This window comes from Streptococcus oralis (assembly GCF_001588645.1).
In the GTDB taxonomy this organism is placed as follows: Bacteria; Bacillota; Bacilli; order Lactobacillales; family Streptococcaceae; genus Streptococcus; species Streptococcus oralis_AB.
On sequence record NZ_LAYF01000007.1, the window covers coordinates 82,565 to 107,660 of the forward strand.

Consider the following 25,096-nt stretch of genomic DNA (forward strand, 5'->3'; position numbering starts at 1 on the left):
TATGCCTTATACTTTAACCAAGGAAGAAGAGAAGTTTTGGCTTTCTCAACCTGATGAGATTACTATTCTTCCTATTGAGGAAATAGAAAAGAAATACGCAGGATTAAGTGATAAGGAATTATGGCAGAGTATCAAGGATACTATTGATAACCTTTAAAATTGAGAAAAATGTGATATAATCAAAACATAGAGGATAGAGGTTGAAAAGTATCCGCCTCCAACGCGCCACTTAGCTAGTGGGTCGAGAAATGCGGGCGACATTCGGCGGTCCCGCCTATCCTTCTGTATAGCCAAGCCCTTAGAAGCAAATCTGAGGGCTTTTGTGGTTGAAAAGGTGTATAATATAGATAAGAATAGAAGTAGAGAAATATCTGGTAGGCTGACAAATACAAACATTTTAAAAGCAATGGGGGAAAATAAATTTTCAAAAAACAAGTAATTTTGCTTGTAAAAACGACATCAATAGTGTAGAATATAGTTACAGGTAGAAGTACGCTGTACACTTGTGTAACTGAATTAACGTTTAAGCGAAGTGTATTCTTCGTCAGTCGCAAGGGGGTCGCTTATTTAATAGGTGACCTTATTTTTTTTGAGTTGGAGTTTGATTTGGATATTTATGTTTATACTGATGAATCAGGAGTATTTGACAACATTCATGAAACAACATATGTATACGGTGGAATTATTTTTTTAAATTCTATCGATAAAGAGGAAACAGGTAGAAAGTACATTTCAGCTGAAACAGATCTTAGAAAAGCTCATTCTGAATACAGAAGGGGAGAACTGAAAGCCTGTAGGTTACAAAATAAACATAGAACAGGTTTATTTCGATTGCTTAATAATGAAATCAAATTCTCAATAGTTGTTAACATATGTAACGTGTATGATAGGATTTTTTGCGAAAAAAGAAGCAAACAACGGTATTTAGATTATGTTTATAAAGTTGGTTTGAAGAAAGTATTTAAAAAGCTTATTGCTGAACATATTATAGATGCCTCCGAGATTAAAATGATTAGAGTTTATACGGATGAACATACTACTGCAACAAATGGAAGATATGAGTTAAGGGAGGCGCTTTTAAATGAATTTAAATATGGCACCTTTAACCAGGACTGGAATACATTCTATCCACCTCTATTTGAATGCTTGTCGGATTTGACTGTTGACTATTGTAATTCGTCCAAAAAGTCTCATATACGTATGGCGGATATAATTGCAAATAGGGCATTCTATTTAGCTAAAAATGAAAAATTTAAAGAATTAGAGGAAAAAACTATCGCTGTTTATTTCCCGTGATGGAAATGTTAGTTGAAATTAGATTATGAATAGTATACAGAAAAAGCGTAGGTTTACTACGCTAGTTTCTTGCCTGCTGAACTCGTCGATTGGTAGAAGTGAAAAGTTCTTTTTGCTTAGTTTTTTGCTTAGATAGAAAGAAAATCTAAGACAACAGAAATAGATAGAATCCACCTCCAATCCCTTATGTATCAAGGGTTAGAGCTATCTAAAGAAGTCTAGCATTATCAACTTTCGGCAATACAACAAAATGCTTTAATTTTAAGAAATATCTTACAGAAAGCCTACAACAGTGGGCTTTTTGCTTTGTCTTAAAAAACGGCTCTTTGTCAACTGTAGTGGGTTGATAAAAAGTCACAACCTGGAGAGGACCAAATTGGTTCTCTCCTTTTTGATATTCAAAGCAATGAGAATTCTCGTTTTAAAATTTTCAAAGTTCCGGAAGCCAAAAGCATTTCGCTTAATGACTTTGATGAGGATATTTGTGGCCTCAAGTTTTGCGTTTGAGTAGGGAAGTACAAGTGCATTAATGATCTTATCCTGATCTCTCAAAAAGGTCCTAAAAATGGTCTGGAAGATTGGATTGACAGAAGAAATAGTTTCCTTGATTAATTCAAAGAAATAATCAGCGTGCTTCTCTTGAAAATGAAAGAGTAAAAGCTGATAGAGTTCATAGCGATTTCTAAGATCTTGAGAGTAAGAGAGAAGTTTTTCAAGAATCTCTTTATTGGTTAAATGCGACTGAAATGTTGGACGATAAAATCGTTTACTGCTCAGCGTATAGTTGTCCTGTTGAATGAGTTTCCAGTAACGTTTCAGTGCTTTATATTCGTGCGATCTTCTATCAAACTGATTCATAATTTGGATGCGTACGCGATTCATTGCTCGACTGAGATGCTGGATAATATGAAAGCGATCGAGAACAATTTTAGCATTTGGGAGTGAAACAGTCTGGGAGACTGTTTCAGCCTGAGCCTAGAAATTCGAAAGCGAAGTTGTTTAGCCAAGTCATAGTAGGGACTAAACATGTCCATGGTAATGACTTTCACGCGACTTCTTACCTGTCTAGAATACCGGAGGAAATGATTGCGAATAGTTGCTTGAGTTCGTCCATCTAAGATAGCTAGGATCTTTCTTGTATCGTAGTCCTGTGCAATAAAGCTCATTTCTATCTGCCGATTGAAACAGTCACTTCCCTGACTGTTTCCACATCCCAACTCAAGTGTTCTGGAAGGTGGTTAAGATCAGTCTTAAATTTGAATTTATGTAACTGTCGAAGTGGAGACAGATAAACTTTCGGAGATAGCTGTCATAGGGACTTTCTCAATCAATTTTTGAGTGATTTTCTGTTTGACGATGGTTGAGATCTGGTGATTCTTCTTGACTAAGGAAGTCTCTGCGACGGCTATTTTTCCACAGTCTGTACAGCGGAAACGGTGTTTTCTCAATCGAATGAGAGCACATTCGAGGTAGGGGATTTTGGATTCTTTTTGGAAGTCATATTTAGCCATTTGTCCTTGACAGTTGTGACATTTAGAGGCAGGATAATCGAGCTTAGCAATGACTTCTTTATGCGTTCCAGTATCAAGATAATCTAAGATAATAATATTTTTGTCATTCATTCCAAGTATGTTTGTGATAAAATTTAATTGTTCCATAAGATTCTTTCTAATGAAGGTTTGGTCACTTTTTCATTATAGATCTTATGGGGCTTTTTTCTACAACAAAATAGACTCCATAATTCCTACAGTGGGTTTACCCACTACAGAAATTATAGAGACTGAAACCAACGTTTCTGGACTTTTTTCTTGCTTAAACTATTCTTCTGGATGAATTTTGTCTGATTGAGAAAAGATTAGAAAATATCTTTTGATTTAATACTTGTATTCTCTTTTTTAATGTGATATAATTATAACATAGAGGTGAGATATTTATAACAAATGCTACGGTCACCAATCCTTTCTCACAAGAAAATCTGCCATTAGGCACAAGCCTAAAAATTTTACTGTTCAATATGAACTATTTCTAACAAAGGAGGAACACATCATGTTTAAATCACAAAAAATAGGGCTCATCATTTCGACACTGATGACTAATCTTTCCATTATTAGCTACGTTTTTCTAGCTACAAACCTCAGTCTTTTGGCTAAAATATTGATTAGCCTTACACCAATTATCGGTAGTGCCATTGGATTTTCTGCCTTCTACTTTAAAGACAGGAAAGAAGAATAAGATGAAATACATCAAAAAATGGTTAATTTGGACTTGGTTACCTGTTATGCTACTACTGTGGCTATTAACTCCGCCAAGTAATTCCCCCTGGATAAAACACACTGTTTTTCTAGTCACGATTACCATGCAAGGACTTATTTTCTGGCTTGTTTCCAAGGCACAATCTCAAGAAGACGAGGAAAAGTATTTTGGACTGACAGAGAAGTTATATGGTATGACCTTATTTACCGCTATGGCCATTTACACTAAAGGTATCTGGATAATCACACCAGCTACTAGTCCTATCTGGCTGAAACACCTTTTTCTAGGTTCTGGTTTGTTTGTCCTCATTCTTTGCTTTCTCTATTTTGCATTAAAAAAAGTTGATGAACAAGCAGACGAGCGTTTCTATATGAACTTGGCAAAGGCAGCCTGCACAACCCTGGTACTGATAGTTCTATCTCTGATAGTGTTGAGCATAGTAACATTTTTCCTTCCCCTCACCCTAAGAACAGGCATGGTTTTGATTTTTACTGCATCCATGATTGTGTTTTTTGACCTGTTTTTCCTCATATTTGAAAAGAGGGGTTAGATATGGGAAAAATTCTAACAAACTTAAAAGCCATCCGAGAAGATGCCCGCATGACCCAGCAAGAATTGGCGGATAAGATTGGTGTACGACGGGAAACTATTCTCCACTTAGAGAATAATCGATATAACCCTTCACTTGAAATGGCGCTTAAAATCGCACGCGTCTTTGGCATGTCCGTTGAAGATATTTTCCGCTTAAATGAGGAGGTCTAGTCATGAAAAATCAAATTTGTACCCACTGCGGTGCTGATCAATTTGTCGTAAAAAAACAACTGAAAGGTTATGCAGGATTAGTCAGTGAAGAGGCTAAATTCGTTTCAGGAGGTATTGCCCTCTATCATGAAATTTGTCAAAATTGTGGTACTGTTCATAGAAGTTTTGTGAAGGATGTTGAGAAATTATAAGCGATTCTAATTGTGGTTTTAAATATGCTAAAAAGGCCTAGAAAATCAGCTCTTTGTCAACTGTAGTGGGTTGAAGTCAGCTAAGATCTAGAAAGGACGAATTTCGTCCTTTCTTTTTTGATGTTCAGAGTGATAAAAATCCGTTTTTTGAAGTTTTCAAAGTCCCGAAAACCAAAGGCATTGCGCTTGATGAGTTTGATGAGATTATTAGTGGCTTCCAATTTGGCGTTGGAATAGGGTAATGGGAGAGCGTTGACGATTTTCTCTTTATCTTTGAGAAATGTCTTAAATACAGTCTGAAAAAGAGGATGAACCTGCTTTAGATTGTCCTCAATAAGTCCGAAAAATTTGTCAGGCTCTTTATTCTGAAAGTGAAAAAGCAAGAGCTGATAGAGCTGATAGTGGTGTTTCAAGTCTTCTGAATAGCTCAAAAGCTTGTCTAGGATTTCTTTATTGGTTAAATGTGACTGAAATGTTGGACGATAAAATCGTTTACTGCTCAGCGTATAGTTATCCTGTTGAATGAGTTTCCAGTAACGTTTCAGTGCTTTATATTCGTGCGATCTTCTATCAAACTGATTCATAATTTGGACACGCACACGACTCATAGCACGGCTTAGATGTTGTACAATATGGAAACGATCTAGAACGATTTTAGCGTTTGGGAGTGAAACAGTCTGGGAGACTGTTTCAGCCTGAGTCTAGAAATTTGAAAGCGAAGTTGTCTAGCCAAGGCATAGTAAGTGCTAAACATATTCATCGTAATGAGTTTCACCTGACAGCGAACGGCTCTATCGTATCGCAGAAAGTGATTTCGGATGACAGCTTGTGTTCTTCCCTCAAGGACAGTGATGATATCGAGCTTTTTAAAATCTTGCGCAATGAAACTCATCTTCATCTCCCGATTGAAACAGTCACTCCCCTGACTGTTTCAACATCCCAAGACATGATCTTTGGAAGACGAGAAAAATCATGCTTAAAGTGGAAGTCATTGAGCTTGCGAATGACAGTTGAAATGGAAAGCTGATGGGCAATGTCGGTCATAGAAGTCTTTTCAATCGACTTTTGAGCAATTTTTTGGTTGATAATACGAGGAATTTGATGATTCTTCTTGACGAGAGAAGTCTCAGCGACCGCTATTTTCGAGCAATGATAGCACTTGAAACGACGCTTTTTCAGGAGAATTCTAGTAGGCATACCAGTCGTTTCGAGGTAAGGGACCTTAGACGGTTTTTGAAAGCCATATTTCTTCATTTGACTTCCACAGTTAGGGCAAGATTGGGTATCGTATTCCAGTCTAGCGATGATTTCTTTGTGGGTATCCTTATTAATGACATCCATAATTTGGATATTAGGGTCTTTGATATCGAGTAGTTTTGAGATAAAATGTAATGGTTCCATATGATTCTTTCTAATGAGTTGTTTTGTCACTCTTCATTATAGATTTTATGGGACTTTTTTTCTACAACAAAGTAGGCTCCATAATATCCATAGGGAATTTACCCACTACAAATATTATAGAGCCTAAAAAACTATAAAACACTTCTTAACTGTAAAGGGGGATAAAAAAATTCCCTGCAAATTGAAATTGCAAGGAACTTTTGTTAATGGTTATGGGCAAGCCAGGCGGAATACTTTTTCCCAAGCCAGAGAGCAAAGAGGAGATTGATGACGACGATGCCTGAACCGACCAGTGAAAATAGGAAAAATTCGCTAGTCGAAACCTGCCACAAATGCACGATGTCTGTAATAAAATAAGCACTGACAGGAAAACAAAGGATAGAAGTGATGAGAGCAGGGATATACTTACGGAGAAGAATTGATTGTCCAATATGGAGCAAGAGATGAAGCGCAAAGGCTACAAATCCCCCTAACCAAACTAGTTCGAGCGTTCTAGATTGACTAAAATACGCTAATAAAGTGATGGATAAGACAAGGATGAATTCCTCAAAAACAGCGAGGGCAAATCCCTCTGTTGTCATTTCTTTGTGGATTTTGAGAATAGTTGGCGCCTTTTGGGCCAGCAAGGTTTCGTTGAGACGGATCCAAGGGACAAGACCGATAATTTCTTCCATATCGTGAAAGATAAAAAGTAGAGGAAAGATCCAAAGATAAAATGCCATAAATCTCTCCTGAAAAGCTAAAGACTGCCAGCAAATAAAGCAAAAAACGCCGAGTAAGGCGTTTTGAGTTAGGTATGCTTACTTAACCTCTGTAAAGGTTGTTAATGTTATTTTAGCACCCTTTAAACGCCGTCATATCAACGTCTTAAGATTGTTCTATAGAAAATGTAGTCATAAATGTAGTCATTTTGCTATGCCGTCAATTTTGCAATTTCTTTGAGGTAGATTTCAACTGCTTCTGCCTTCTTTTTCGGTGCCAATTCAGCATAAGTATCCATTGTCGTTTTAATCGATTTATGGCCCATTCTTATCTGTAGTTCTTTCCAGTTTGCACCAGCATTCAGCATCAAAGAAGCGTGTGTATGACGGAAAAGGTGGAAACCATAGTTTGGCAGTCCCAACTCAGTCAAACGCTTTTTAAGCGTTGCACGTTCATTTCTATCACACATATAGTTCCCATAGATTGTAGGGAAAATCAGTTTTGTTCTATGTCTGTTGTGCAATTCAAGATACTTGTTCATTTCGTGGTGGAAATCTCTGAGTTTTTCTATTATGGGGGGAGGGACAGGGACAGAGCGATTTCCTGCATCAGTTTTTGGTGTAGCTTTACAGATAACTTCCCCTTTTGTCCCATCTTTTTTATTTGCGGTTTTCCACATCAATGTTTTACTGACGTTAATAGAAGAATTTTCAAAATCTAGGTCATCAATCGTCAATGCAAGTAATTCATTTATTCGCAAAGCGGAGGCTAATAGAGTATTACAAATTAACTTAAATCTACGATTGGCTCTATTGTTATCTAAACTTTCAAGATAATTAAGCCATATTACAAGACCATCATCATGTAATACCATGATGCGTTGCTTATTTGATTTTGGCTTAGGTGGTATCTTAACAGTGCTAACAGGATTAGTGATTAGTCCATAGTTTGTAATTCCATAGTCAAAAATATCTTTCAACTTATGGATAACAGCACCAAAATCTTTAGCACTACCTTTATCAGCACGCTTTATACCAGATTCAATGGACTCTTTTGATTTCTTTGCCAAATCGTTTAACCAAAGCTGGATATCCGCAGATTCAATTTTATCTGGTTTGTAATCTCCAAATTTAGGGATAATATAATTATCAAGATAACCTCTTACTCTGTTCAGAGTATTATGCGAGTTAACCCAGGTTTTATATGATTTAAACCATTCTTCAGCTAAATCTTCCAGTGTATCAATGACGATAACTTTTTCTCGTGTTGAGCCATTTTTTTCAAATTCTAGTCGTGCTTGAATGATTGCTCTATCTAACTGTTTTAGTGTCTTGGCTGTAATGGTAGTAGTGACTTGCTTACCAGTTTTGATATCTTTTCCCAGAAATGTCCCCTTCAAAGTGTATGAGATGGACTTATCTTTTTTGATTTTTTTAATGACTTTTTTGCCATTATGAATAATTGTTTCAGTTTCCATATTTGCCTTTCTTCATGGATATTGAAGTAGGCTAAAATAGTTACCACTCTTTCTTTTAGATAAAACTATTTTAGCACAAATTTTCAGAATTAGGATTGTAAAAAGTTGATAATATCATCTAGTAGATAGAAGACGGTTCGAGTTCCCTCTATAGGAGGTTCTAATCTTTTTAATCCTTTTTGTTCCCAAGTTTTTAGTGTGTTTGGGGAGATATTTAGCTGTTTTAGCAATTCTCGCTGTTGTATTATCTTTAGTGGTATGTTCTGTTCTTTGATTTGAATGAGTTTGATAAGTGTTTGCAATAATTGTTCAATTTGTTCTAATTTTTCGTTATTCATTATTCTCTTTCTCCTCTGTGTTTGAATTATGGAGTCGATTAGGATTGTATCTTCGTGAATCTAGGTATTTGGCGAAGAAATATGTACGTTCAATGATAAGCCCTAATAAATTGGTATTGTTTGCTCGGGCATACCAGACCAATTCTTCAAATTCGGTAAAGTCGTTCTCTTCGATAATATCAACTACTTCATGTATAAAATCCGAGGAGTTCATCTCCATCAAGAATTTTTCTAAATTAAAGCCGCAACCGACTTCAATATCCTCAATGTTGTAGGGGGTCTTATCTGGATTTTCCGCATGGGTAAAGTAGTCAAATAAACCAGTGGGAGACATAACTACCTCCACATGTGCTGGACCGTTTAGTTTGTCACTGATGATATTTGATACTTGTGAATAGCTTTTCAGTGAATCAAAGAAGAAAGCACCGTGTTTGTGCGATTTCTTGAACTCTCCCGTCTGTCTATTAACGTCCTTATCGTGCCAAGGACTAAGAATAAACGGAATATGGAGTTCCTCTAATATATTCAAGTAGTTCTCTGGTGCGCTTTCCTCGTAGAAGAGAAAAGTCCATTTGGTTGAGCGCTGTTCTTTTGCCATAGGCAGTTACCTCATTTCTTTTGGGTTCTATTACTAAGGAGAAATGACAGGTCGTATGCAAAGTTTTTTTGAAAAAATTGAATTTTTTGTGATTATTGATTATTGACCTATTGGGGGTCGTAGTCACCCCAATAGGTCATGATAGAAAAGAATATAAAAAGGGGCTGTCTGGCTTTTGCTTAACGCAAGCCACAGCCCCAAGGGATTAACGTTTTTGTCCAGTGAACCACAATTGGTTACGAACTCGAATAGGAGAGGAGAAATAATAGTCTGCGTGTTGGCTGACGATTTCTTCTTTTAATTGTGCTTCCATCTCTTTTAGGATTTTTTGCCCTTGTTGGTCTCTAGGGACTTTTAGAAAAATAGTGATGGTATCTTTTCGTATATCTACGATACACTTACGAACAGCTCGGTTAAATCCGTTATGGATTGGGTTGATAGTAGTAACCGTCTGATGTTCAAGATTGCTTATCTTCTGTACTCGTTCACGCTGAAACAGGAAGTGTCGCAACAGAAAAGTGTGATAGACAGATTGGATATAGTTCCAAAGACTATCTGTTTTCAACCGTTGTATTATTTCTAATCCAACCAAAAATAAGGCAAGTAGAAGAGAAATAAGTGCAAATCCATGACAAACGGAACTAATGATATCCGTAATACTTTTGACTGTATCTAAATTGACAAACGTGATATTTGTTAATTGAACGGAAAGATAATTGAATAACCATCCAAATGCAGAACAGATAGGTGCAAATAGAAATAAATATAGTATAAGATTGAAACTTCTTATAAAGTAGTTTTTTGTGGTCATAGGATACCTCGCTTAGTGTAGTAGGTTGGACAGAGTAGGGGCAGAACTTGGTAGGGGTGTTCATTGTCGATAACTTGGATGATACCTGTACTATGTCCTGTTGGAATGACAATCCCCTCTGGATCGAGGTCAGGAAATAAAAATTGAGTAGTTTTCTGATTGATGTTTCCAATTTGTAACAATACGTTTAGCTGTTCCCTTACTGAAATTGGGATAGTATTGTGGTCAAAACGCTGACTTACTAAAAATAGATGGATTTTGGTAGCACGTCCTAACAAGGCAATCTGTGAGAGTAAGGAGAAAAAGGCTTCTTTGATATTCTTATTGACTCCCTCTGATAGAGCTAGGACTTCATCAATAACAATGGTTAGATGGGTAAATTGATGGTTGGGATTATCATACAAGATAGCTTGTCGTTTTTGAATGAGATTTGCACATTGACTTAATTGTTCGTTGACCTGTGATACAAAATCAGATTTTGAACGGTTTTCGACAGGGTGGATAACGGAAATATGATTTTCTCTTGCCCAACGACTTGGGGTATCAAATTTCGGGTCAATGATAATCAAGTCAGACATATGCTTCAGTACACTCAAGAAGTAAGTGAGAGCATACGATTTCCCAGAACCTGAATTTCCAGCAATAGCCCAGTGATTAACCTTATCTAAATTGAGTTCAAAGTACTTCATGATAGGGATTTTCCCCTGTGGCAAGCTAGCTGAAAACTTATCCAAATCTGGAATGACTAAACGTTCTGAAATTCCCTTTTTCCAAGGGAAAAATAATCCACGCTGAGTGTGTAAGTCATCTGTTTCTAGAGGGACAAAATAGGTAGCGTTTTGTTTTAGAAGCGTATATTGTGGATAAAGTGAAGCATTGGCAATCAGAAAGATTTTCTTGTACAAGTCATCATCAAGGATATAAGCACATGGTAGACGAGGGACAAAGATAAAGCCGTCTGCTTGAATAACAATATTAAAAGAATTGGTGTAGCTGGTTTCTCCCTGCATTAAAGCCCCCAGAGCCATGTTTAGGCTCTGGAGCAGGTAAGATTGCAGGTAAGATTGGTTCAGCACATCACGAGATTGTGAAGTCATTACCGAACCTCCTGGATACCATTTGATTTGAAGTAGATGTTATATTTTACTTCGCAGGCTTGTAGTGTGTCAAATTGAATCATGGATTGAAAAGCTGGAAGCTCAATCGTTTCTTCAAATTTTACTTGGAAAGGGTCTTGCCCTTCCTGTACAAACCATGCTTTATAAGCTACGATTTCTCCGGTTGGTTTTCCTTCTTCAAACCGTTGTTGTGGTTCAAGTTCGGTACTAAGTGAGTAAATCGGTTGTTTTTGACTGATAATTTTATCAGCCAATGTAGTTGTATAACCACCTTTTGTGGTTTTCATTTTAAACGCCATAGGGCAAATCCTCCTTATGAATAAGAGATAGTGTGAATGCGACAGGCTCGGTTTGGGTCATGAGCTGGACTTTGTTTTTTAGGTTATCTGACCACCTCCTCATTACTAAGGAGAATGAGACAGCTAAACGCAAAGTTATTTGTTGAATTTTTAATTTTTTTTTACAAAAAATCCAGTGACAGAGACACTGGATTTGAGGAATTAGCGGTAAGCTTTTAATAAAGGAGCTAATTTTTTTAGCGCTTTACAATAATGGGATTTAACAGTTACATCACTCATTTTCTTATAATGTTCAGTGATATAGCGAGCCGTTTCTTTATAGCTTGAACCTTGTTCCGCTATCATTTCAACAATCTTACTGTCAATTTCTGATAGGGATGCTTTAGCTTCACGAATAGCTTGTCTTAACTCCTCTAGGATTAAAGCTTCTTCGGGATTCAAATCAGAACTTGCAATGACATCATAACGTACAGACTTTTTGGCATTTTTGCTAGCTATTGTTTCGTCTTTGATTCGTCTATTGTGGTATCGGTCACGACGTTCTGCGTTACTTTGTTCTTGTTGAAGCAAACGAGTTACTTCATCCCAATTTTTAGCTTTAATAGCTTCTTTGATTTTACGCTCACGACGTTCTTGTACTTTATTACTCATAATGATGAGCTCCTTTCTGTCCTTTGGACAGAAGGAAACAAAATGAGCAAATATTGAACGCTGAGTATACCAAAAGGCACAACAAAGAAACAGCGAAACAATTCTATGCAAGACATGACCTTTATCGTCATGTCATCATATTTGTTTCAATCTGTCCTTTGATGGCCATCAATTTGGACTATTAAAATTTATATCAAGAGTTTTTCTTGATATATTCAGTATAAGGCGTAATGTTCTTTTATTTTTTACTTCTTTTTTTACTTCAATAGACTAATTTGTAAAACGAGGCGCAAAAAAAGACTAGGCGATTCACCTAGTCTTTAAAGAGCAAATTTTCGTATCTCCTCTTCACTTAATAATTTAATAAAGGCCTGTTGTACGTTATCTAAAGCGTGAGCCATTGACAGCAACTCCTTATTTAATTGTTCTTGGAAATAGTATGTTACTTGGGTGTTATTAGTCAATAACCCCACAATATGGCGATTGACGCTTGTATTGTCTAAATTAATATCATATAGGTCAACTAAATCAATAAGGTCGATTTCGCTTAGTCCTTGAGCTGCAGCTTCTTCAATTCTTTTCTTATCCTCTAGTGAAAATCTTGTTGGCTCTAATTGAATAGTGTGCCTTTCTTGAATTGGTCTTGTTGCATAAGGGTTGGAAACCCAACTGATAATTTCATCAAAAGTTCTTTCCTCAGTCCTTTCTATATCATTGGATTGATAAATATTAATGCCTAGATTTGCCAACTCTTCTTTAGAATATTTTTGATATAACTCTGCGATATCCTTACCTTGACTGAGTAATTTCATATAGTCCTCATATATCTGTTTGAATTTCACTCCATCTATTTGTTGACCACCAGTCATACTAAACGAATAGGTTGTTCTTCCTTTTTGAGAAATAACTAATGGGACGGATGTAAGGTAAGATTTTGGAATATTCTCTTTATACATTCTTTCTAATATATCATTTACCATAAATCCGATATTAAACAAGGGATTTTCTTTGAGTTTTTTTATTAGATTAGGGATAATTTCTGTCGAAACATTATCATACCACCATTTATTGATGAGAGGATCAATGTTTTCTTGCCTAAATGTTGAGGGTATGTCATTTCCGCCTAATTCAAATAGGATACCACAGACATTAACTTCAAATGATTTAATTAAATTATCCCCTAACATCAACCAAAGAATATCAAACATTTCTTCAAAATCAATGACAGTCAATTCATTGATGGTACGGGTTCTAAAACTTCTAGCGGGGTTATAACTTTTTCCACCAACCCATACGTCAATGTCATCTTTCTTGCGAAAAGTATCCATTTCAGTTTCAGTAGAAATCATAAATCTTTTTCTTTGAATATTGAAATTTGCAAATGTCTTGGCAATACTTAGACAACTTGATTGGATTGAAATTAAATCATCACTCATGAAAGAATATAGTTTTTCATCTACAGCCTCTAAATCTCTATATAAAATAGAACTGAAAAAATAATGAAACAGATTCTCAATAAACTCATCTAACTCTCCAAAAACGATATACGTATAGCTCGAAGCGGTTAGAGCATTTAAATAAACTAACATCGAACTCGTAATTGGTCGCTTACCACTTTCAACTTGACTAACTTGACCTGCATTGCCTAGTTCGCTTTGTGTAATATTGTATTTTTTTCTTAAATTTTTGATACGAGTAGGTATTTCTTGTGAATAATTTTCTTCAAAAAATTTCATATATAATCCCCCTATAATCATGGAAAAGTAGAAAGTAGTAGAAATAGTTGTTATCCTAGTTGATTAAAAAAATCTCTGATTTCCTCATCTTTTATAAAATAATATACAATTTTCCCCTCTCTTCTAGTGTCCAAGATGTTTTGATTGGCTAGTTTACGAAGATGGTGGGAGGCAGATGCCATACTGAGATTTAATAAACAGGCTATATCGCAGACACAGAGTTCTTCGACGGCAAGGAGATAAAAGATGATATTTATCTGTTTATTATCGGTAAATTTTGATAAAATGTGAAGTGATTTTTGGACTTTTTCCTTTTCAAGGTAGTTCGTTGCGGTTGTAACATTTTGTTGATTTATAACATCCACTTGACAGATACTATCTTTTTTCATAATTTTTTCTCCTAGCCTAACACAGCCCATAGCATGTCAAAGCTGTTGTTTTCAATCAGGATATACATCCCCAATCCTAAATAGACAACGGCAATAAACCATCTGCTATATTTTTCCAAAGTTTCTCCAACAGAAGGGACTTTTGCTAATTTTTGTGCAGAAAAAACCAAGAGATAAATCATGACTAGAAAAGTAAGTAAAGTCACTATCAAATTCGCTAAATTTAAGGTGGTAAAATATGGGACAAAGACACCAATATTGTCAGCGCCACAACTTGCAAAAGTAATCATAGCGACTAGAAAAATCAGGTTTTTATTGTCTTTTCGCAAACCATCTTTTGCAATAGCTTCTCCATCAGAATCTCCTAAAAGCAAAACTTTTAGGCCTAGGAAAATTGGAATCAAACCGAGTAAACCTAAAATCTCTTTACTAGGAATATAATTTAAGACAAATGCAAAAAGCAAACTTAGGAATATTAGACTAACAGAGCCTAGAAATTGTCCTAAATAGATGTTAATGATGTCTTTTCTGCTTTTTCTTTTGGCAAAAAATAACATTAGGATAATAAGTAAGTCTACGGCTGTCCCAGAATACAGGATTATTGAAGTAACAACATTTTGAATCATAAAATACCTCATTCAAATATATTTTTGAATGTATTCTAACATTAAACTTTGTAGATGTCAACTTAAAATCCACCAAAATATAGATAAGAAGTTAGTGTACCAAATATTAAAAAGCCCTGCCATCGAAATGATAGCAGGGCTTAACTTCAATATCCAGATGATATATTTATCTAAAAAAGGTAGAGTAAAAGGTAGAGTTTTTATTGATTTGTAGTGCGATATAATGAGTTTCAAAAAATCAAAAATCGCTTAAAATCAATATTTTGACGTCTATTGACGTGTACTGAAACCCTTACTTAACCTCTGTAAACACAACGTGTTTGCGAAGTTTTGGTGAGTATTTCTTCAATTGAAGACGGTCTGGAGTGTTACGTTTGTTTTTAGAAGTAAGGTACAAGCGTTCACCAGATTCTTTGTGTTCAAGTGTAATATTTACGCGCATGGTATCTCCCTTCTATTATTCAGCTGATGCAGCTTTAGCGATCTTACGTCCTTTGTAGTATCCTTTAAGTGATACGCGGTGAGAACGTGAGTAATCTCCAGTAGTTTCGTCAAAGTTTACAGATGGAGCTGTTACTTTGTAGTGTGTACGACGTTTGTTTTTCTTCGCTTTTGAAGTGCGACGTGCAGGTACTGCCATTTTGATTTCTCCTTTAGGTATTTAAATTCGATTCAATCTAGTGATTTTCATCAACCATACTAGGATAACACATTTTTTTTGTAAAGTAAAGTTACTTGACAAAAAAAGATGAAAAAATTCTCCCGTCCGACCCAGCAGACAGGAGAAGGTGTTAAATATCAATCTCAAATGGTTCATCAATGGTTTCTGATACGTATTTTCCATCTTTCTTTCGTTGTTTGACACATTCTGTTAGGAGATATTCGATTTGCCCATTGACTGAACGAAAGTCGTCTTCTGCCCATGATGCGAGTGCAGCGTATAACTTTGTTGAGAGTCGAAGGGGGATCTGCTTTTTTTTAGCTTCAGCCATCTTTAGTAAAGACTTCCTGCGTTGACAATTGGTTGTGCATCATGATTGCCACAGAGAACGACTAAGAGATTTGAAACCATGGCAGCTTTTCGTTCTTCGTCAAGCTCTACCAATTCCCCTTCATTGAGACGTTCTAGGGCCATTTCAACCATTCCTACAGCGCCGTCTACAATCATCTTACGGGCATCAATAATGGCAGATGCTTGTTGACGTTGAAGCATAACAGCTGCAATTTCTGGAGCGTAAGCTAGGTAAGTAATACGTGCCTCAAGGATTTCCAAGCCAGCATCTTCTACGCGACTTTGGATTTCTTCACGAATACGGTTAGCTACAATTTCACTAGAGCCACGGAGACTACCTTCATCCGCTTGCCCGTCACCTGTAGTATCCACATTAGGAGACACATCGTAAGGATAGATGCGAACAATATTTCGAAGGGCGCTATCACACTGCAATGAGAGATATTCTTTATAGTTATCAACGTTGAAGACTGCTTTGGCTGTATCGACAACTCTCCAAGTTACCGCAATTCCAATTTCAACAGGGTTACCTAAGCAATCGTTAATCTTTTGATGGGAATTGCTCAAAGTCATAACTTTGAGAGAAATCTGTTTCTTGCCAATTTCAAGGCTTACATCATTGCCATTTGATGATTTCATTCCTGAAAAAGGAGATTTTGTGCTAACATCACCACTTTGACCAAGTCGAGTGTGGTTTGCAGGGTTGACTGCTATGCTAAAAGGATTGACAAAGTAAAAACCAGGTTCTTTGATGGTACCTGTATAATTACCAAAGAGGGTCAAAACCAGAGCTTCCTGAGGTTTGACAACTTTTAAACCAGCATGAGCTAGAACTGAAATTAAGATTAATAAAAGACCGATAATAATTCCAAAAACGTTTTCCGAACCAGCACCCATTATAAATATAAAGATACCAAGTACGAGTGTCAACTCAATGAGAATCAATGCGAATACACCATTTGGTTTTGAATTGATGAGTTTTTCAGTCATAAGAATGACCTCCTGCTATATGATATCTAAATGATATCACTTTGTTTTAGAAAGTCAAGAAATAAATGTAACATTATTAAAGAAAATATTACTGTATAGAATTTTCTGAAAATTCAAGAATTTTCTTCTGTTCATTGCTTTTGAAATGTGCTATAATAGTAAAAACTGAAATGGGAGGGATAAGATGACTGAATTAGATAAACGTCACCGCAGTAGCATTTATGACAGCATGGTTAAATCACCAAACCGTGCTATGCTTCGTGCGACTGGTATGACAGATAAGGACTTTGAAACACCGATTGTGGGAGTGATTTCGACTTGGGCGGAAAATACACCATGTAACATTCACTTGCATGATTTTGGGAAATTGGCGAAAGAGGGTGTCAAATCTGCGGGCGCTTGGCCTGTTCAGTTTGGTACCATTACCGTAGCGGACGGGATTGCCATGGGAACGCCTGGTATGCGCTTCTCTCTAACATCTCGTGATATTATTGCGGATTCTATCGAAGCTGCTATGGGGGGCCACAACGTCGATGCCTTTGTCGCTATCGGTGGTTGTGACAAGAACATGCCTGGTTCCATGATTGCCATTGCTAATATGGATATTCCAGCTATTTTCGCCTATGGTGGTACCATTGCACCCGGAAAGTTAGATGGTAAAGACATCGACTTGGTTTCTGTCTTTGAAGGAATCGGGAAATGGAACCACGGTGACATGACAGCTGAGGACGTAAAACGTCTTGAATGTAATGCCTGTCCTGGCCCTGGTGGTTGTGGTGGTATGTACACAGATAATACCATGGCGACTGCTATCGAAGTTCTAGGGATGAGCTTGCCAGGCTCTTCATCTCACCCAGCTGAATCAGCTGACAAGAAAGAAGATATCGAAGCAGCAGGACGTGCTGTTGTTAAGATGCTGGAGCTTGGTCTCAAACCATCTGATATCTTGACTCGTGAAGCCTTTGAAGATGCCATCACTGTAACCATGGCTCTCGGTGGTTCTACCAATGCCACTCTTCACTTGCTTGCTATTGCCCATGCGGCTAATGTTGATTTGTCCCTTGAGGACTTCAATACGATCCAAGAACGTGTGCCTCACTTGGCTGACTTGAAACCATCTGGTCAGTATGTCTTCCAAGACCTCTACGAAGTTGGTGGTGTCCCTGCGGTTATGAAGTACTTGTTGGCAAATGGCTTCCTTCACGGAGACCGTATCACATGTACCGGTAAGACCGTCGCTGAGAACTTGGCTGACTTTGCAGACCTCACACCAGGTCAAAAAGTCATTATGCCACTTGAAAATCCAAAACGTGCAGATGGTCCGCTTATCATCTTGAACGGGAACCTTGCCCCTGATGGAGCGGTTGCCAAGGTATCAGGTGTTAAAGTGCGTCGTCACGTTGGACCAGCTAAGGTCTTTGACTCAGAAGAAGATGCTATCCAGGCCGTTCTGACAGACGAAATCGTTGATGGCGATGTTGTCGTTGTTCGTTTCGTTGGACCGAAGGGTGGTCCTGGTATGCCTGAGATGCTGTCACTTTCATCTATGATCGTTGGTAAAGGTCAAGGAGACAAGGTTGCCCTCTTGACAGATGGCCGTTTCTCTGGTGGTACCTATGGTCTGGTTGTTGGGCATATCGCTCCTGAGGCTCAGGATGGTGGACCGATTGCCTACCTCCGTACAGGTGATATCGTTACAGTTGACCAAGATACCAAAGAAATTTCCATGGCCGTATCCGAAGAAGAACTTGAAAAACGCAAGGCAGAAACAACCTTGCCACCACTTTACAGCCGCGGTGTCCTTGGTAAATATGCCCACATCGTATCATCCGCTTCACGCGGAGCCGTGACAGACTTCTGGAATATGGACAAGTCAGGTAAAAAATAAACTCATACTCTTCGAAAATCTCTTCAAACCACGTCAACGTCGCCTTGCCGTACTCAAGTACAGCCTGCGGCTAGTTTCCTAGTTTGCTCTTTGATTTTCATTGAGTATCAAAAAGCAAGCCATCTTCGGCTTGCTTCTTTTTATCTTCAAAAGTGATTTGCCTGCTTAACGAGGTGGCAGTCCAAGGGCAATACGTCCGTAGCGACTGATTCGTGTGATCTTCCAAGCGGGAGACCAGGTAACTTCAACCTTGACATCTTCGATACCCTCGATTTGTTTCAGACCTGCAACGATTTCGATAGGCAAACTTTCGGCGCAATCACAGGCAGTATCGGTGAAGGTCATGACAATCTTACAGAGACCCGTTTCATCCAGATTAATTTCATAAATCAAGCCCAGATTGTACACATCCAATTCCACATCTGTATCAAAAACCTTCTCTAGTTTTTCGATAATTTGGTCTTGCAAGGCCAAAGCGCGGTCATTGATTTTGATATCGTCTCTCATAACAGTCCCTCCACGTGATAAATATCCTCTATTTTCTCATAATTCTGACAATTTGGCAAGTTTTTGATGAATTTTCTGAAAAAATATGATAATATAAAGGAAACGCTGAATCAAGAGGAAGCCTATGGAGCAGATTGGAAAAGTCTTTAGACAATTACGAGAGTCAAGAAATATCTCGCTGAGACAAGCAACTGGGGGACAATTTTCTCCGTCTATGTTGTCCCGATTTGAAACAGGTCAGAGTGAGCTTTCGGTGGAAAAGTTTCTATTTGCCCTAGAAAATATATCTGCTAGTGTAGAGGAAATCCTCTTTCTGGCGAGAGGTTTTCAGTATGATACAGATTCGGAGTTGAGAAAAGAAATCACAGATGTTTTGGATTTAAAGAATATAGCACCTCTTGAGGACTTATATCGCAAGGAGTATCAAAAGCATGCCCATTCTCAAAACAAACAGAAACATATTCTAAATGCCATCATTATCAAGTCTTATATGAAGAGTATGGATGAAACGGTTGAGTTAACGGCAGAGGAAGGGAAAGTCCTTCATGACTACTTGTTTTCTACTGAGATTTGGGGAATCTATGAACTCAATTTGTTCTCAGTCAGTTCTCCGTTCTTGTCTGTTTCTCTTTTTACTAGATATGTACGAGAAATGGTCCGAAAATCCGATTTTCTAATGGAAATGTCTGGTAATCGAAACCTTTTTCATACTATGCTATTGAATGGTTTTTTAGCCAGCATTGAGTGTGAAGAATTTACCAATGCCTCTTATTTTAAACGTGTCATCAAAGAGCATTTCTACAAGGAAAATGAGACCTATTTCCGAATTGTCTATTTGTGGGCTGAAGGTCTTCTTGATAGCAAGCAGGGTAGAGTCAAGGAAGGTCAGAAAAAGATGGAAGATGCTGTCCATATTTTTGAGATGCTTGGTTGTAAAAAATCTGCTGAATACTACAGAAATACAACCGATTGTTGAATATCTGCAAACTAAGAAAATAATTTGAAAATTTAAGCGATAGAACTTTTGACTACTCTCAGGTCGTTACAAAAGTTCTATCGTTTCTTTGCTCATTTTGTGTGTTGCATATATTCAAAAGTTTTCCCTTCCAATTTCTAAGTGCTATACTATAGTCATACTTCATATAGGGATTATAACAAGAAGGGAGATTACCTATGAAACTATTGTTTAGAAATCAAGCTTATCGACTCTTGACTTTATCGCGCTTCTTCAATGCTTTTGGTGCTTCGATTTTTAACCTGGTATTTATCGTCTATGCGTCGACCTTGCCACAAGCATCTTTTGCGGTTGCTATGGCGAATATTGTCATGATTCTTCCGACTCTCTTTACAGTTTTTGTAGGGATTCGGGCAGATTACACAAGGGACAAGGTCAAATGGATGGTCTATAGCGGTTTGTTTCAGGCAGTTTTATTTTTTCTAGCAGCTTTAGTTGTTCAGCAAGCTAGTCTCTTTGCTTTTTCTAGTCTGTGTTTGATCAATGTCATTAGCGATGTAATCAGTGATTTTGCTGGTGGTTTGCGCATGCCTCTCATTAAGAAAAAAGTAGCTGAACAAGATCTGATGGAAGCTTATTCTTTTTCCCAGTTTATCACATATATTTCAGCTATTGGTGGTCAAGCTTTTGGAGTTTGGCTCTTAGGTCTATCGGTCAACAATTTTTCCCTTGTTGCGGGAATCAATGCCTGCTTTTTCCTAGTATCAGCCTTTATTCTCTTTTTAGGAAAAAGCAAATTGAGTCTGTCAATGTCATCTGCTGATGGTGAAAACCTAAAAAATGAGAAGCTTTCTATCAAAGACCAGTTCCTAACAATTTACCGAAATTTGCGTCTCGTTTTTCTTAAAGGTGGACAGAAAAACTTTGGTTTCATGATCTTTGCTGTCTTGCTTATTAATGCTTTGGGTGGGGCTTTAGGAAGCATCTATAACATATTCTTTTTGAGCCATTCTCTCTTGAATTTTTCTTACACAGAGGCACTATTTATCAATCAATTCTGTGTTTTAGTAGCAATCATCATCAGTAGCCTTACGGGCAATGATTATTTTGGGAAGCAGTCTTTGCCTAGGTTGATGATGTGGGCGACCGTAGGACTCAGTCTAATTGGTCTAGCTAATGTATTCAATCAAGTCGTACTTGGTTTACTATTTCTCTTTTCAACTCTGTATGTGTCTGGTAAAGTTCAACCAAAGATTAGTGCCATGCTCATGAAAAATCTAGCTCCAGATGTTCTAGCTCGTACCAGTAATTTTTTAGGTTTATTATTTACCTTATCCATACCTGTGGGAACAGCTTGTTTTTCACTTATAGCTGTATGGAATATACAGTTGACTTGGATGCTATTTGTTGGTCTTTCCTTGCTAGCTATTCTTTTGACAGTTATTAATCTCAAAAATGATATTTGAATCCTAATTTTATTCATACTGTTTTAATCCCTCTATTTATGGTAAAATAAGACTATTAAGTTTAAAGAGGATTCCCTATGAAATTACAAAAACCAAAAGGAACGCAGGATATTTTACCTGCTGAGTCTGCTAAGTGGCAGTACGTTGAGGGCTTTGCCCGTGAAATTTTCAAGCGCTATAACTATGCAGAAGTGCGTACGCCTATTTTTGAGCATTACGAGGTCATCAGTCGCTCTGTCGGAGATACAACCGATATCGTAACCAAGGAAATGTACGATTTCTATGACAAGGGTGACCGCCATATCACCCTTCGTCCAGAAGGAACTGCGCCCGTTGTCCGTTCCTATGTGGAAAATAAACTCTTCGCACCAGAAGTGCAAAAGCCAAGTAAGTTCTATTACATGGGCCCTATGTTCCGTTATGAGCGTCCACAGGCAGGTCGTTTGCGTCAGTTCCACCAGATTGGTGTTGAGTGTTTTGGCTCAAGCAATCCAGCTACCGATGTGGAAACCATCGCTATGGCAGCTCATTTCTTGAAAGAGATCGGCATCCAAGGTGTCAAACTACACCTCAACACTCTTGGAAATCCTGAGAGCCGTGCGGCCTATCGTCAAGCCTTGATCGACTATTTGACACCGCTCAAGGAGACCTTGTCTAAGGATAGCCAACGTCGCTTGGAGGAAAATCCTCTCCGTGTCTTGGACTCTAAGGAAAAAGAAGACAAGGTGGCAGTAGAAAATGCGCCGTCTATCTTGGACTTCCTTGATGCAGAAAGCCAAGCTCATTTTGATGCTGTGCGCCAGATGTTACAAAAACTGAAAGTGAACTACATTATCGATACCAATATGGTGCGTGGTTTGGACTACTACAACCACACGATTTTTGAATTCATTACTGAGATTGAGGGCAATGACTTAACCGTCTGTGCAGGAGGTCGCTATGATGGCTTAGTTGCCTATTTTGGTGGTCCTGAGACTGCTGGATTTGGATTTGGCCTTGGTGTAGAGCGCCTGCTTCTCATTCTTGAAAAGCAAGGTGTGGCCCTTCCTATAGAGAACGCTCTAGATGTTTATATCGCAGTTTTGGGTCAAGGAGCAAATGTTAAGGCCTTGGAGTTGGTACAAGCCCTTCGCCAACAAGGTTTCAAAGCAGAGCGTGATTACCTCAACCGTAAACTCAAAGCTCAATTCAAGTCAGCCGATGTCTTTGCGGCTAAGGCTCTCATTACTCTAGGTGAAAGTGAAGTCGAAAGCGGACAAGTGACGGTTAAGAACAACCAAACTCGAGAAGAAGTTCAAGTGTTACTTGATACTATCAGCCAAAACTTCTCAGAAATCTTTGAAAAATTAGGCTTTTAATAGTAGAAAAACTGGTCAGGACCTTATTCCTGACCTTTTTCTTTTGCAAAATGACAAAAATCATAAACTTTTTGACAAATATAATTGTCAAAAAGAAAAAGATGTGTTACAATATAAGCAAGTTAAGAGAAAAGGAGAAAGGAATGCTTAAAAATCGTTTAAAAGAGCTTCGAGCTCGCGATGGTCTCAATCAAACCGAACTGGCCAAGTTAGCAGGGGTTTCCAGACAGACCATTAGCCTACTAGAACGGGACGAATACACCCCGTCGGTTGTGATTGCCCTGAAGATTTCGCAGATATTTAACGAAACAGTCGAATCGGTATTTCGTATAGAGGAGGATGAGTGATGAACAAGTATAAAGTGATTTATTATGTAGTTGCCATAGTTCTATTAGTCAGTGTGTTTTTACTGATTGGGATGGACTTAGGCTGGTTTAATCCCTATCAAAGTGACCAATTTATTTGGGTTTACTTTGCTCTCATCCCAGTAGTTGACTGGATTGAAAAGAAATCAAAAAATTTAGCAAGTGAAAAAGGAGAATGAATATGAAAGAGTTTTTAGCGGGTTTTCAAGTCGATACTGAGAACAAAGCACTTGCCGGTGTTTGTGCAGGTCTAGGAAATTATTTTAACATTCAAGCCAATATCGTTCGTTTGGTGACAGTCTTGTTGTTTCTCTCTTCTACGGAGATTGGGATTATAACAGTAACTCTCTATGCTTATCTAGCAGGTTGGCTTGGCAATGAACCCTTGGGGGATGGAGCAAAAAAAGCTAGAAATCAAGCTATTCTCTTACTTGCTGTTTGTTTGATTTTGGTGTCACTTGGAACAGAAGGCTTGACCGCTATTTTCGAATCAGGTAAAGCCTTTGGTCAATGGTTGTCTGGCTTGTTTTAGAAAGAGGTTAAAATATGGAAAAGAATCACATAATTTTTGCACTGAAACTTTTTATTATAGGAGCTTTATTAGGAATACTTGCCGGAGCTCTTAGAGTTAAACCTTTAGGTATTAGCCAAGAGCAAGTAATCCCTGTCTTGTTCTCAATCTTTTTTGGTCTAGGGCTGATTACGGCAATCCTAACATTTTATTTCACTAGAAAAAGTCATCAGGCTTATCAGAATTATCAACGAGAAGAAGAGGATGAAGGAAATGAGCAAGACTATCTTGCTATGTATCGTTTCTTGGATTATGGTACGGTAGCTTGGAATGTTTCCCAAATTAGTATGCTATTCTGTATGCTTTTAGACTTAGGAAGATTTGGCATATCAGCAACATCCTTACTTTTGATAGTTGTAAGTATTTGGTCGGGTGTTTACTGCCTAAAAATCACTAGCAAGATTCGTAACTACAAACTTTCTGTTATGGCGACTCCCAAGGAAATTTTGGACTACCTCGATACTTATGATGAGGGAGAAAAACAGGCTGAAATGGAAGAAGCTTACTTGATCTTGTTCAAGGTCAATCAGCTCATCATACCAGGTATCTATGTCGTCTTAGTAGTTCTATCTGTAGTATTAGGACAAGTACAGTTGGTGGCTCTGCTTGTGGCAGTTATCATCCATATGTACATGAATGTGGCACAATTAAGAAAAACAAAACGTTATTTCAAATAGGAGAAACTTATGAAAACACTTAAAAATATCGGCTGGTTTGCCCTTGCCTTCTTATCATTTCTTATGGTCTATAGTTTTATTCAGGGCGTAGGTTTAGCGGCCATGATTATGGGAGCGCCTGAATATGTTTTTGTCCCAATTTATGTCTTATTGGCAGCAATTTTCACCTTCGTTACCTACAAGTGGTATAAGACTGGAACTGTTACAATAGAAAAAACAGCCCTTAACAAATACATTTGGTTGCCTGCCTTGGTATGGGTCCTTGTCATAGTTGCAGAAAATTTTTTACCAAGTGATCCGTCATTTAATCAACAGGCTATGGAAAAATTAGCTCAAGATCAACCTCTCTTCACCTTCTTCATGGCAGTCGTCTTTGCACCTCTGACAGAAGAATTAACCTTTAGAGGTATGTTAGCTCGCTATGTCTTCCCTCAACAGGATAACATCAAGCAGACAGCTCTCTTTCTTCTTGTCAGTACCATCATTTTTGCACTTGTTCATTTCCCTACTACCCCGCAACAATTCCTAGTTTATAGTGGCCTTGGTCTTAGTATGGGCTTGGCTTATATCAACAAGGGTGGTCTGGCTTATAGTATGGGATTGCATGCCTTAAACAATTTAATTTCATTTGTGATGATAATGATGCTATAATAGACTCA

At 37.7% G+C, this 25,096-nt stretch carries 32 protein-coding genes and 2 pseudogenes; 16 read left to right on the forward strand and 18 right to left on the reverse strand.

Features of this window, described 5'->3' with window-relative positions:
- The first annotated feature begins 1 nt into the window (after position 1).
- Together A0739_RS10345 and A0739_RS06655 are read left to right on the forward strand one after the other, a co-directional pair.
- Positions 2-157 (forward strand): hypothetical protein, encoded by a 156-nt coding sequence (locus A0739_RS10345; protein WP_155718973.1) that lies wholly within the window; start codon positions 2-4, stop codon positions 155-157.
- A 449-nt stretch (positions 158-606) separates the two neighbouring features.
- Entirely contained in the window at positions 607-1,296 is a 690-nt protein-coding gene (locus A0739_RS06655; RefSeq protein ID WP_196755717.1) for a DUF3800 domain-containing protein, read from the forward strand.
- 354 nt (positions 1,297-1,650) lie between these two features.
- Here the strand turns inward: A0739_RS06655 and A0739_RS10165 are convergent.
- A pseudogene (locus A0739_RS10165) lies at positions 1,651-2,954 on the reverse strand (transposase).
- A 388-nt stretch (positions 2,955-3,342) separates the two neighbouring features.
- Between A0739_RS10165 and A0739_RS06670 the strand changes: the two are divergent.
- From A0739_RS06670 to A0739_RS06685, 4 genes are read left to right on the forward strand one after another with little or no spacing between them, the layout of a single operon-like run.
- Positions 3,343-3,528 (forward strand): hypothetical protein, encoded by a 186-nt coding sequence (locus A0739_RS06670; RefSeq protein WP_012000319.1) that lies wholly within the window; start codon positions 3,343-3,345, stop codon positions 3,526-3,528.
- A 1-nt stretch (position 3,529) separates the two neighbouring features.
- A complete protein-coding gene (locus A0739_RS06675) occupies positions 3,530-4,099 on the forward strand; it encodes a hypothetical protein (protein WP_061587464.1) in 570 nt (189 codons plus the stop codon).
- A gap of 2 nt (positions 4,100-4,101) precedes the next feature.
- Entirely contained in the window at positions 4,102-4,311 is a 210-nt protein-coding gene (locus A0739_RS06680; RefSeq protein WP_000516405.1) for a helix-turn-helix transcriptional regulator, read from the forward strand.
- A 2-nt stretch (positions 4,312-4,313) separates the two neighbouring features.
- Entirely contained in the window at positions 4,314-4,502 is a 189-nt protein-coding gene (locus A0739_RS06685) for a hypothetical protein (RefSeq protein ID WP_012000320.1), read from the forward strand.
- 80 nt (positions 4,503-4,582) lie between these two features.
- Here A0739_RS06685 and A0739_RS10170 read toward each other — a convergent pair.
- From A0739_RS10170 to A0739_RS06755, 12 genes and pseudogenes are all read right to left on the reverse strand, one after another.
- Positions 4,583-5,903: pseudogene (locus tag A0739_RS10170) on the reverse strand (ISL3 family transposase).
- 203 nt (positions 5,904-6,106) lie between these two features.
- Positions 6,107-6,625, reverse strand: coding sequence for an HXXEE domain-containing protein (locus A0739_RS06705; protein ID WP_061587467.1), 519 nt, complete (start codon positions 6,623-6,625; stop codon positions 6,107-6,109).
- A 191-nt stretch (positions 6,626-6,816) separates the two neighbouring features.
- The gene (locus A0739_RS06710) at positions 6,817-8,082 is read right to left on the reverse strand and encodes a tyrosine-type recombinase/integrase (protein ID WP_061587468.1); all 1,266 of its coding nucleotides are present in this window, start codon (positions 8,080-8,082) and stop codon (positions 6,817-6,819) included.
- Positions 8,083-8,171: 89 nt separating this feature from the next.
- A complete protein-coding gene (locus A0739_RS06715; RefSeq protein WP_001058391.1) occupies positions 8,172-8,420 on the reverse strand; it encodes a MerR family transcriptional regulator in 249 nt (82 codons plus the stop codon).
- A complete protein-coding gene (locus A0739_RS06720) occupies positions 8,413-9,018 on the reverse strand; it encodes a replication protein (RefSeq protein WP_001040935.1) in 606 nt (201 codons plus the stop codon). Before A0739_RS06720 ends, A0739_RS06715 begins: the two co-directional genes overlap by 8 nt.
- A 205-nt stretch (positions 9,019-9,223) precedes the next feature.
- A complete protein-coding gene (locus tag A0739_RS06725) occupies positions 9,224-9,829 on the reverse strand; it encodes a hypothetical protein (RefSeq protein WP_061587469.1) in 606 nt (201 codons plus the stop codon).
- Entirely contained in the window at positions 9,826-10,926 is a 1,101-nt protein-coding gene (locus A0739_RS06730) for a P-loop NTPase family protein (RefSeq protein WP_061587470.1), read from the reverse strand. The genes A0739_RS06725 and A0739_RS06730 overlap by 4 nt, the downstream gene beginning before the upstream one ends.
- Complete coding sequence (locus tag A0739_RS06735; protein ID WP_061587471.1) at positions 10,926-11,246, reverse strand: hypothetical protein; 321 nt, start codon at positions 11,244-11,246, stop codon at positions 10,926-10,928. Before A0739_RS06735 ends, A0739_RS06730 begins: the two co-directional genes overlap by 1 nt.
- A 201-nt stretch (positions 11,247-11,447) precedes the next feature.
- The gene (locus tag A0739_RS06740) at positions 11,448-11,897 is read right to left on the reverse strand and encodes an RNA polymerase sigma factor (protein ID WP_000066889.1); all 450 of its coding nucleotides are present in this window, start codon (positions 11,895-11,897) and stop codon (positions 11,448-11,450) included.
- 320 nt (positions 11,898-12,217) lie between these two features.
- Entirely contained in the window at positions 12,218-13,633 is a 1,416-nt protein-coding gene (locus A0739_RS06745; RefSeq protein WP_061587472.1) for a helix-turn-helix domain-containing protein, read from the reverse strand.
- A 50-nt stretch (positions 13,634-13,683) separates the two neighbouring features.
- On the reverse strand, positions 13,684-14,022 hold the full coding sequence (cadX, locus tag A0739_RS06750) for a Cd(II)/Zn(II)-sensing metalloregulatory transcriptional regulator CadX (RefSeq protein ID WP_061587473.1): 339 nt from the start codon (positions 14,020-14,022) through the stop codon (positions 13,684-13,686).
- 11 nt (positions 14,023-14,033) lie between these two features.
- Positions 14,034-14,648 carry a CadD family cadmium resistance transporter gene (locus tag A0739_RS06755; RefSeq protein WP_061587474.1) on the reverse strand — a complete coding sequence of 205 codons (615 nt, stop codon included), beginning with the start codon at positions 14,646-14,648 and terminating at the stop codon, positions 14,034-14,036.
- A gap of 28 nt (positions 14,649-14,676) precedes the next feature.
- Here A0739_RS06755 and A0739_RS10635 point away from each other — a divergent pair, with 28 nt between their 5' ends.
- Positions 14,677-14,862 carry a hypothetical protein gene (locus tag A0739_RS10635; protein WP_002892741.1) on the forward strand — a complete coding sequence of 62 codons (186 nt, stop codon included), beginning with the start codon at positions 14,677-14,679 and terminating at the stop codon, positions 14,860-14,862.
- A 78-nt stretch (positions 14,863-14,940) separates the two neighbouring features.
- Here the strand turns inward: A0739_RS10635 and rpmG are convergent, their stop codons facing one another.
- From rpmG to A0739_RS06775, 4 genes are all read right to left on the reverse strand, one after another.
- A complete protein-coding gene (gene rpmG / locus A0739_RS06760; protein ID WP_001265622.1) occupies positions 14,941-15,090 on the reverse strand; it encodes a 50S ribosomal protein L33 in 150 nt (49 codons plus the stop codon).
- Between the two features lie 15 nt (positions 15,091-15,105).
- On the reverse strand, positions 15,106-15,288 hold the full coding sequence (gene rpmF / locus A0739_RS06765) for a 50S ribosomal protein L32 (protein ID WP_000290417.1): 183 nt from the start codon (positions 15,286-15,288) through the stop codon (positions 15,106-15,108).
- A 151-nt stretch (positions 15,289-15,439) separates the two neighbouring features.
- Positions 15,440-15,640: a type II toxin-antitoxin system antitoxin gene (locus A0739_RS06770; protein ID WP_000796544.1), complete on the reverse strand. Its 201-nt coding sequence runs from the start codon at positions 15,638-15,640 to the stop codon at positions 15,440-15,442.
- A gap of 2 nt (positions 15,641-15,642) precedes the next feature.
- A complete protein-coding gene (locus A0739_RS06775) occupies positions 15,643-16,650 on the reverse strand; it encodes an SPFH domain-containing protein (protein WP_061587475.1) in 1,008 nt (335 codons plus the stop codon).
- A 184-nt stretch (positions 16,651-16,834) separates the two neighbouring features.
- On the opposite strand from A0739_RS06775, the gene ilvD reads away from it, so the two are divergent.
- Positions 16,835-18,538 carry a dihydroxy-acid dehydratase gene (ilvD, locus tag A0739_RS06780; RefSeq protein ID WP_061587476.1) on the forward strand — a complete coding sequence of 568 codons (1,704 nt, stop codon included), beginning with the start codon at positions 16,835-16,837 and terminating at the stop codon, positions 18,536-18,538.
- Positions 18,539-18,703: 165 nt separating this feature from the next.
- Here the strand turns inward: ilvD and A0739_RS06790 are convergent, their stop codons facing one another.
- The gene (locus A0739_RS06790) at positions 18,704-19,045 is read right to left on the reverse strand and encodes a metal-sulfur cluster assembly factor (protein ID WP_001204052.1); all 342 of its coding nucleotides are present in this window, start codon (positions 19,043-19,045) and stop codon (positions 18,704-18,706) included.
- A 124-nt stretch (positions 19,046-19,169) separates the two neighbouring features.
- Here A0739_RS06790 and rgg point away from each other — a divergent pair, with 124 nt between their 5' ends.
- The 8 genes from rgg (at position 19,170) to A0739_RS06830 (ending at position 25,088) form a co-directional block, all read left to right on the forward strand.
- Positions 19,170-20,021: a quorum-sensing system transcriptional regulator Rgg gene (gene rgg / locus A0739_RS06795; RefSeq protein ID WP_061587477.1), complete on the forward strand. Its 852-nt coding sequence runs from the start codon at positions 19,170-19,172 to the stop codon at positions 20,019-20,021.
- 197 nt (positions 20,022-20,218) lie between these two features.
- Positions 20,219-21,466 carry an MFS transporter gene (locus tag A0739_RS06800; RefSeq protein ID WP_061587478.1) on the forward strand — a complete coding sequence of 416 codons (1,248 nt, stop codon included), beginning with the start codon at positions 20,219-20,221 and terminating at the stop codon, positions 21,464-21,466.
- Between the two features lie 77 nt (positions 21,467-21,543).
- Entirely contained in the window at positions 21,544-22,824 is a 1,281-nt protein-coding gene (gene hisS, locus A0739_RS06805) for a histidine--tRNA ligase (protein ID WP_061587479.1), read from the forward strand.
- A gap of 143 nt (positions 22,825-22,967) precedes the next feature.
- Complete coding sequence (locus A0739_RS10350; protein ID WP_061409890.1) at positions 22,968-23,171, forward strand: helix-turn-helix transcriptional regulator; 204 nt, start codon at positions 22,968-22,970, stop codon at positions 23,169-23,171.
- Positions 23,171-23,368 (forward strand): hypothetical protein, encoded by a 198-nt coding sequence (locus A0739_RS06815; protein WP_061587480.1) that lies wholly within the window; start codon positions 23,171-23,173, stop codon positions 23,366-23,368. The genes A0739_RS10350 and A0739_RS06815 overlap by 1 nt, the downstream gene beginning before the upstream one ends.
- A gap of 2 nt (positions 23,369-23,370) precedes the next feature.
- The gene (locus tag A0739_RS06820; protein ID WP_061587481.1) at positions 23,371-23,721 is read left to right on the forward strand and encodes a PspC domain-containing protein; all 351 of its coding nucleotides are present in this window, start codon (positions 23,371-23,373) and stop codon (positions 23,719-23,721) included.
- A 14-nt stretch (positions 23,722-23,735) separates the two neighbouring features.
- Complete coding sequence (locus A0739_RS06825; RefSeq protein WP_061587482.1) at positions 23,736-24,437, forward strand: DUF3169 family protein; 702 nt, start codon at positions 23,736-23,738, stop codon at positions 24,435-24,437.
- A gap of 9 nt (positions 24,438-24,446) precedes the next feature.
- On the forward strand, positions 24,447-25,088 hold the full coding sequence (locus A0739_RS06830) for a CPBP family intramembrane glutamic endopeptidase (RefSeq protein ID WP_061587483.1): 642 nt from the start codon (positions 24,447-24,449) through the stop codon (positions 25,086-25,088).
- Positions 25,089-25,096 lie beyond the last annotated feature (8 nt).

What these genes read in the sequence shown, in the direction of transcription:
- A0739_RS06725 (WP_061587469.1), bottom strand. Translation starts at nt 9,829, where the DNA reads ATGACCACAAAAAACTACTTTATAAGAAGTTTCAATCTTATACTATAT.
- A0739_RS06830 (WP_061587483.1), top strand. Translation starts at nt 24,447, where the DNA reads ATGAAAACACTTAAAAATATCGGCTGGTTTGCCCTTGCCTTCTTATCA.
- A0739_RS06825 (WP_061587482.1), top strand. Translation starts at nt 23,736, where the DNA reads ATGGAAAAGAATCACATAATTTTTGCACTGAAACTTTTTATTATAGGA.
- A0739_RS06670 (WP_012000319.1), top strand. Translation starts at nt 3,343, where the DNA reads ATGTTTAAATCACAAAAAATAGGGCTCATCATTTCGACACTGATGACT.
- A0739_RS06800 (WP_061587478.1), top strand. Translation starts at nt 20,219, where the DNA reads ATGAAACTATTGTTTAGAAATCAAGCTTATCGACTCTTGACTTTATCG.
- A0739_RS06735 (WP_061587471.1), bottom strand. Translation starts at nt 11,246, where the DNA reads ATGGCGTTTAAAATGAAAACCACAAAAGGTGGTTATACAACTACATTG.
- A0739_RS06680 (WP_000516405.1), top strand. Translation starts at nt 4,102, where the DNA reads ATGGGAAAAATTCTAACAAACTTAAAAGCCATCCGAGAAGATGCCCGC.
- A0739_RS06770 (WP_000796544.1), bottom strand. Translation starts at nt 15,640, where the DNA reads ATGGCTGAAGCTAAAAAAAAGCAGATCCCCCTTCGACTCTCAACAAAG.
- cadX (WP_061587473.1), bottom strand. Translation starts at nt 14,022, where the DNA reads ATGAAAAAAGATAGTATCTGTCAAGTGGATGTTATAAATCAACAAAAT.
- rpmG (WP_001265622.1), bottom strand. Translation starts at nt 15,090, where the DNA reads ATGCGCGTAAATATTACACTTGAACACAAAGAATCTGGTGAACGCTTG.
- A0739_RS06715 (WP_001058391.1), bottom strand. Translation starts at nt 8,420, where the DNA reads ATGAATAACGAAAAATTAGAACAAATTGAACAATTATTGCAAACACTT.
- A0739_RS06710 (WP_061587468.1), bottom strand. Translation starts at nt 8,082, where the DNA reads ATGGAAACTGAAACAATTATTCATAATGGCAAAAAAGTCATTAAAAAA.
- A0739_RS06730 (WP_061587470.1), bottom strand. Translation starts at nt 10,926, where the DNA reads ATGACTTCACAATCTCGTGATGTGCTGAACCAATCTTACCTGCAATCT.
- A0739_RS10635 (WP_002892741.1), top strand. Translation starts at nt 14,677, where the DNA reads ATGTATTCTAACATTAAACTTTGTAGATGTCAACTTAAAATCCACCAA.
- hisS (WP_061587479.1), top strand. Translation starts at nt 21,544, where the DNA reads ATGAAATTACAAAAACCAAAAGGAACGCAGGATATTTTACCTGCTGAG.
- A0739_RS06675 (WP_061587464.1), top strand. Translation starts at nt 3,530, where the DNA reads ATGAAATACATCAAAAAATGGTTAATTTGGACTTGGTTACCTGTTATG.
- rpmF (WP_000290417.1), bottom strand. Translation starts at nt 15,288, where the DNA reads ATGGCAGTACCTGCACGTCGCACTTCAAAAGCGAAGAAAAACAAACGT.
- A0739_RS06685 (WP_012000320.1), top strand. Translation starts at nt 4,314, where the DNA reads ATGAAAAATCAAATTTGTACCCACTGCGGTGCTGATCAATTTGTCGTA.
- A0739_RS06740 (WP_000066889.1), bottom strand. Translation starts at nt 11,897, where the DNA reads ATGAGTAATAAAGTACAAGAACGTCGTGAGCGTAAAATCAAAGAAGCT.
- A0739_RS06745 (WP_061587472.1), bottom strand. Translation starts at nt 13,633, where the DNA reads ATGAAATTTTTTGAAGAAAATTATTCACAAGAAATACCTACTCGTATC.
- A0739_RS06720 (WP_001040935.1), bottom strand. Translation starts at nt 9,018, where the DNA reads ATGGCAAAAGAACAGCGCTCAACCAAATGGACTTTTCTCTTCTACGAG.
- A0739_RS06790 (WP_001204052.1), bottom strand. Translation starts at nt 19,045, where the DNA reads ATGAGAGACGATATCAAAATCAATGACCGCGCTTTGGCCTTGCAAGAC.
- A0739_RS10345 (WP_155718973.1), top strand. Translation starts at nt 2, where the DNA reads ATGCCTTATACTTTAACCAAGGAAGAAGAGAAGTTTTGGCTTTCTCAA.
- ilvD (WP_061587476.1), top strand. Translation starts at nt 16,835, where the DNA reads ATGACTGAATTAGATAAACGTCACCGCAGTAGCATTTATGACAGCATG.
- A0739_RS06775 (WP_061587475.1), bottom strand. Translation starts at nt 16,650, where the DNA reads ATGACTGAAAAACTCATCAATTCAAAACCAAATGGTGTATTCGCATTG.
- A0739_RS06820 (WP_061587481.1), top strand. Translation starts at nt 23,371, where the DNA reads ATGAAAGAGTTTTTAGCGGGTTTTCAAGTCGATACTGAGAACAAAGCA.
- A0739_RS06815 (WP_061587480.1), top strand. Translation starts at nt 23,171, where the DNA reads ATGAACAAGTATAAAGTGATTTATTATGTAGTTGCCATAGTTCTATTA.
- A0739_RS06755 (WP_061587474.1), bottom strand. Translation starts at nt 14,648, where the DNA reads ATGATTCAAAATGTTGTTACTTCAATAATCCTGTATTCTGGGACAGCC.
- A0739_RS06705 (WP_061587467.1), bottom strand. Translation starts at nt 6,625, where the DNA reads ATGGCATTTTATCTTTGGATCTTTCCTCTACTTTTTATCTTTCACGAT.
- A0739_RS10350 (WP_061409890.1), top strand. Translation starts at nt 22,968, where the DNA reads ATGCTTAAAAATCGTTTAAAAGAGCTTCGAGCTCGCGATGGTCTCAAT.
- rgg (WP_061587477.1), top strand. Translation starts at nt 19,170, where the DNA reads ATGGAGCAGATTGGAAAAGTCTTTAGACAATTACGAGAGTCAAGAAAT.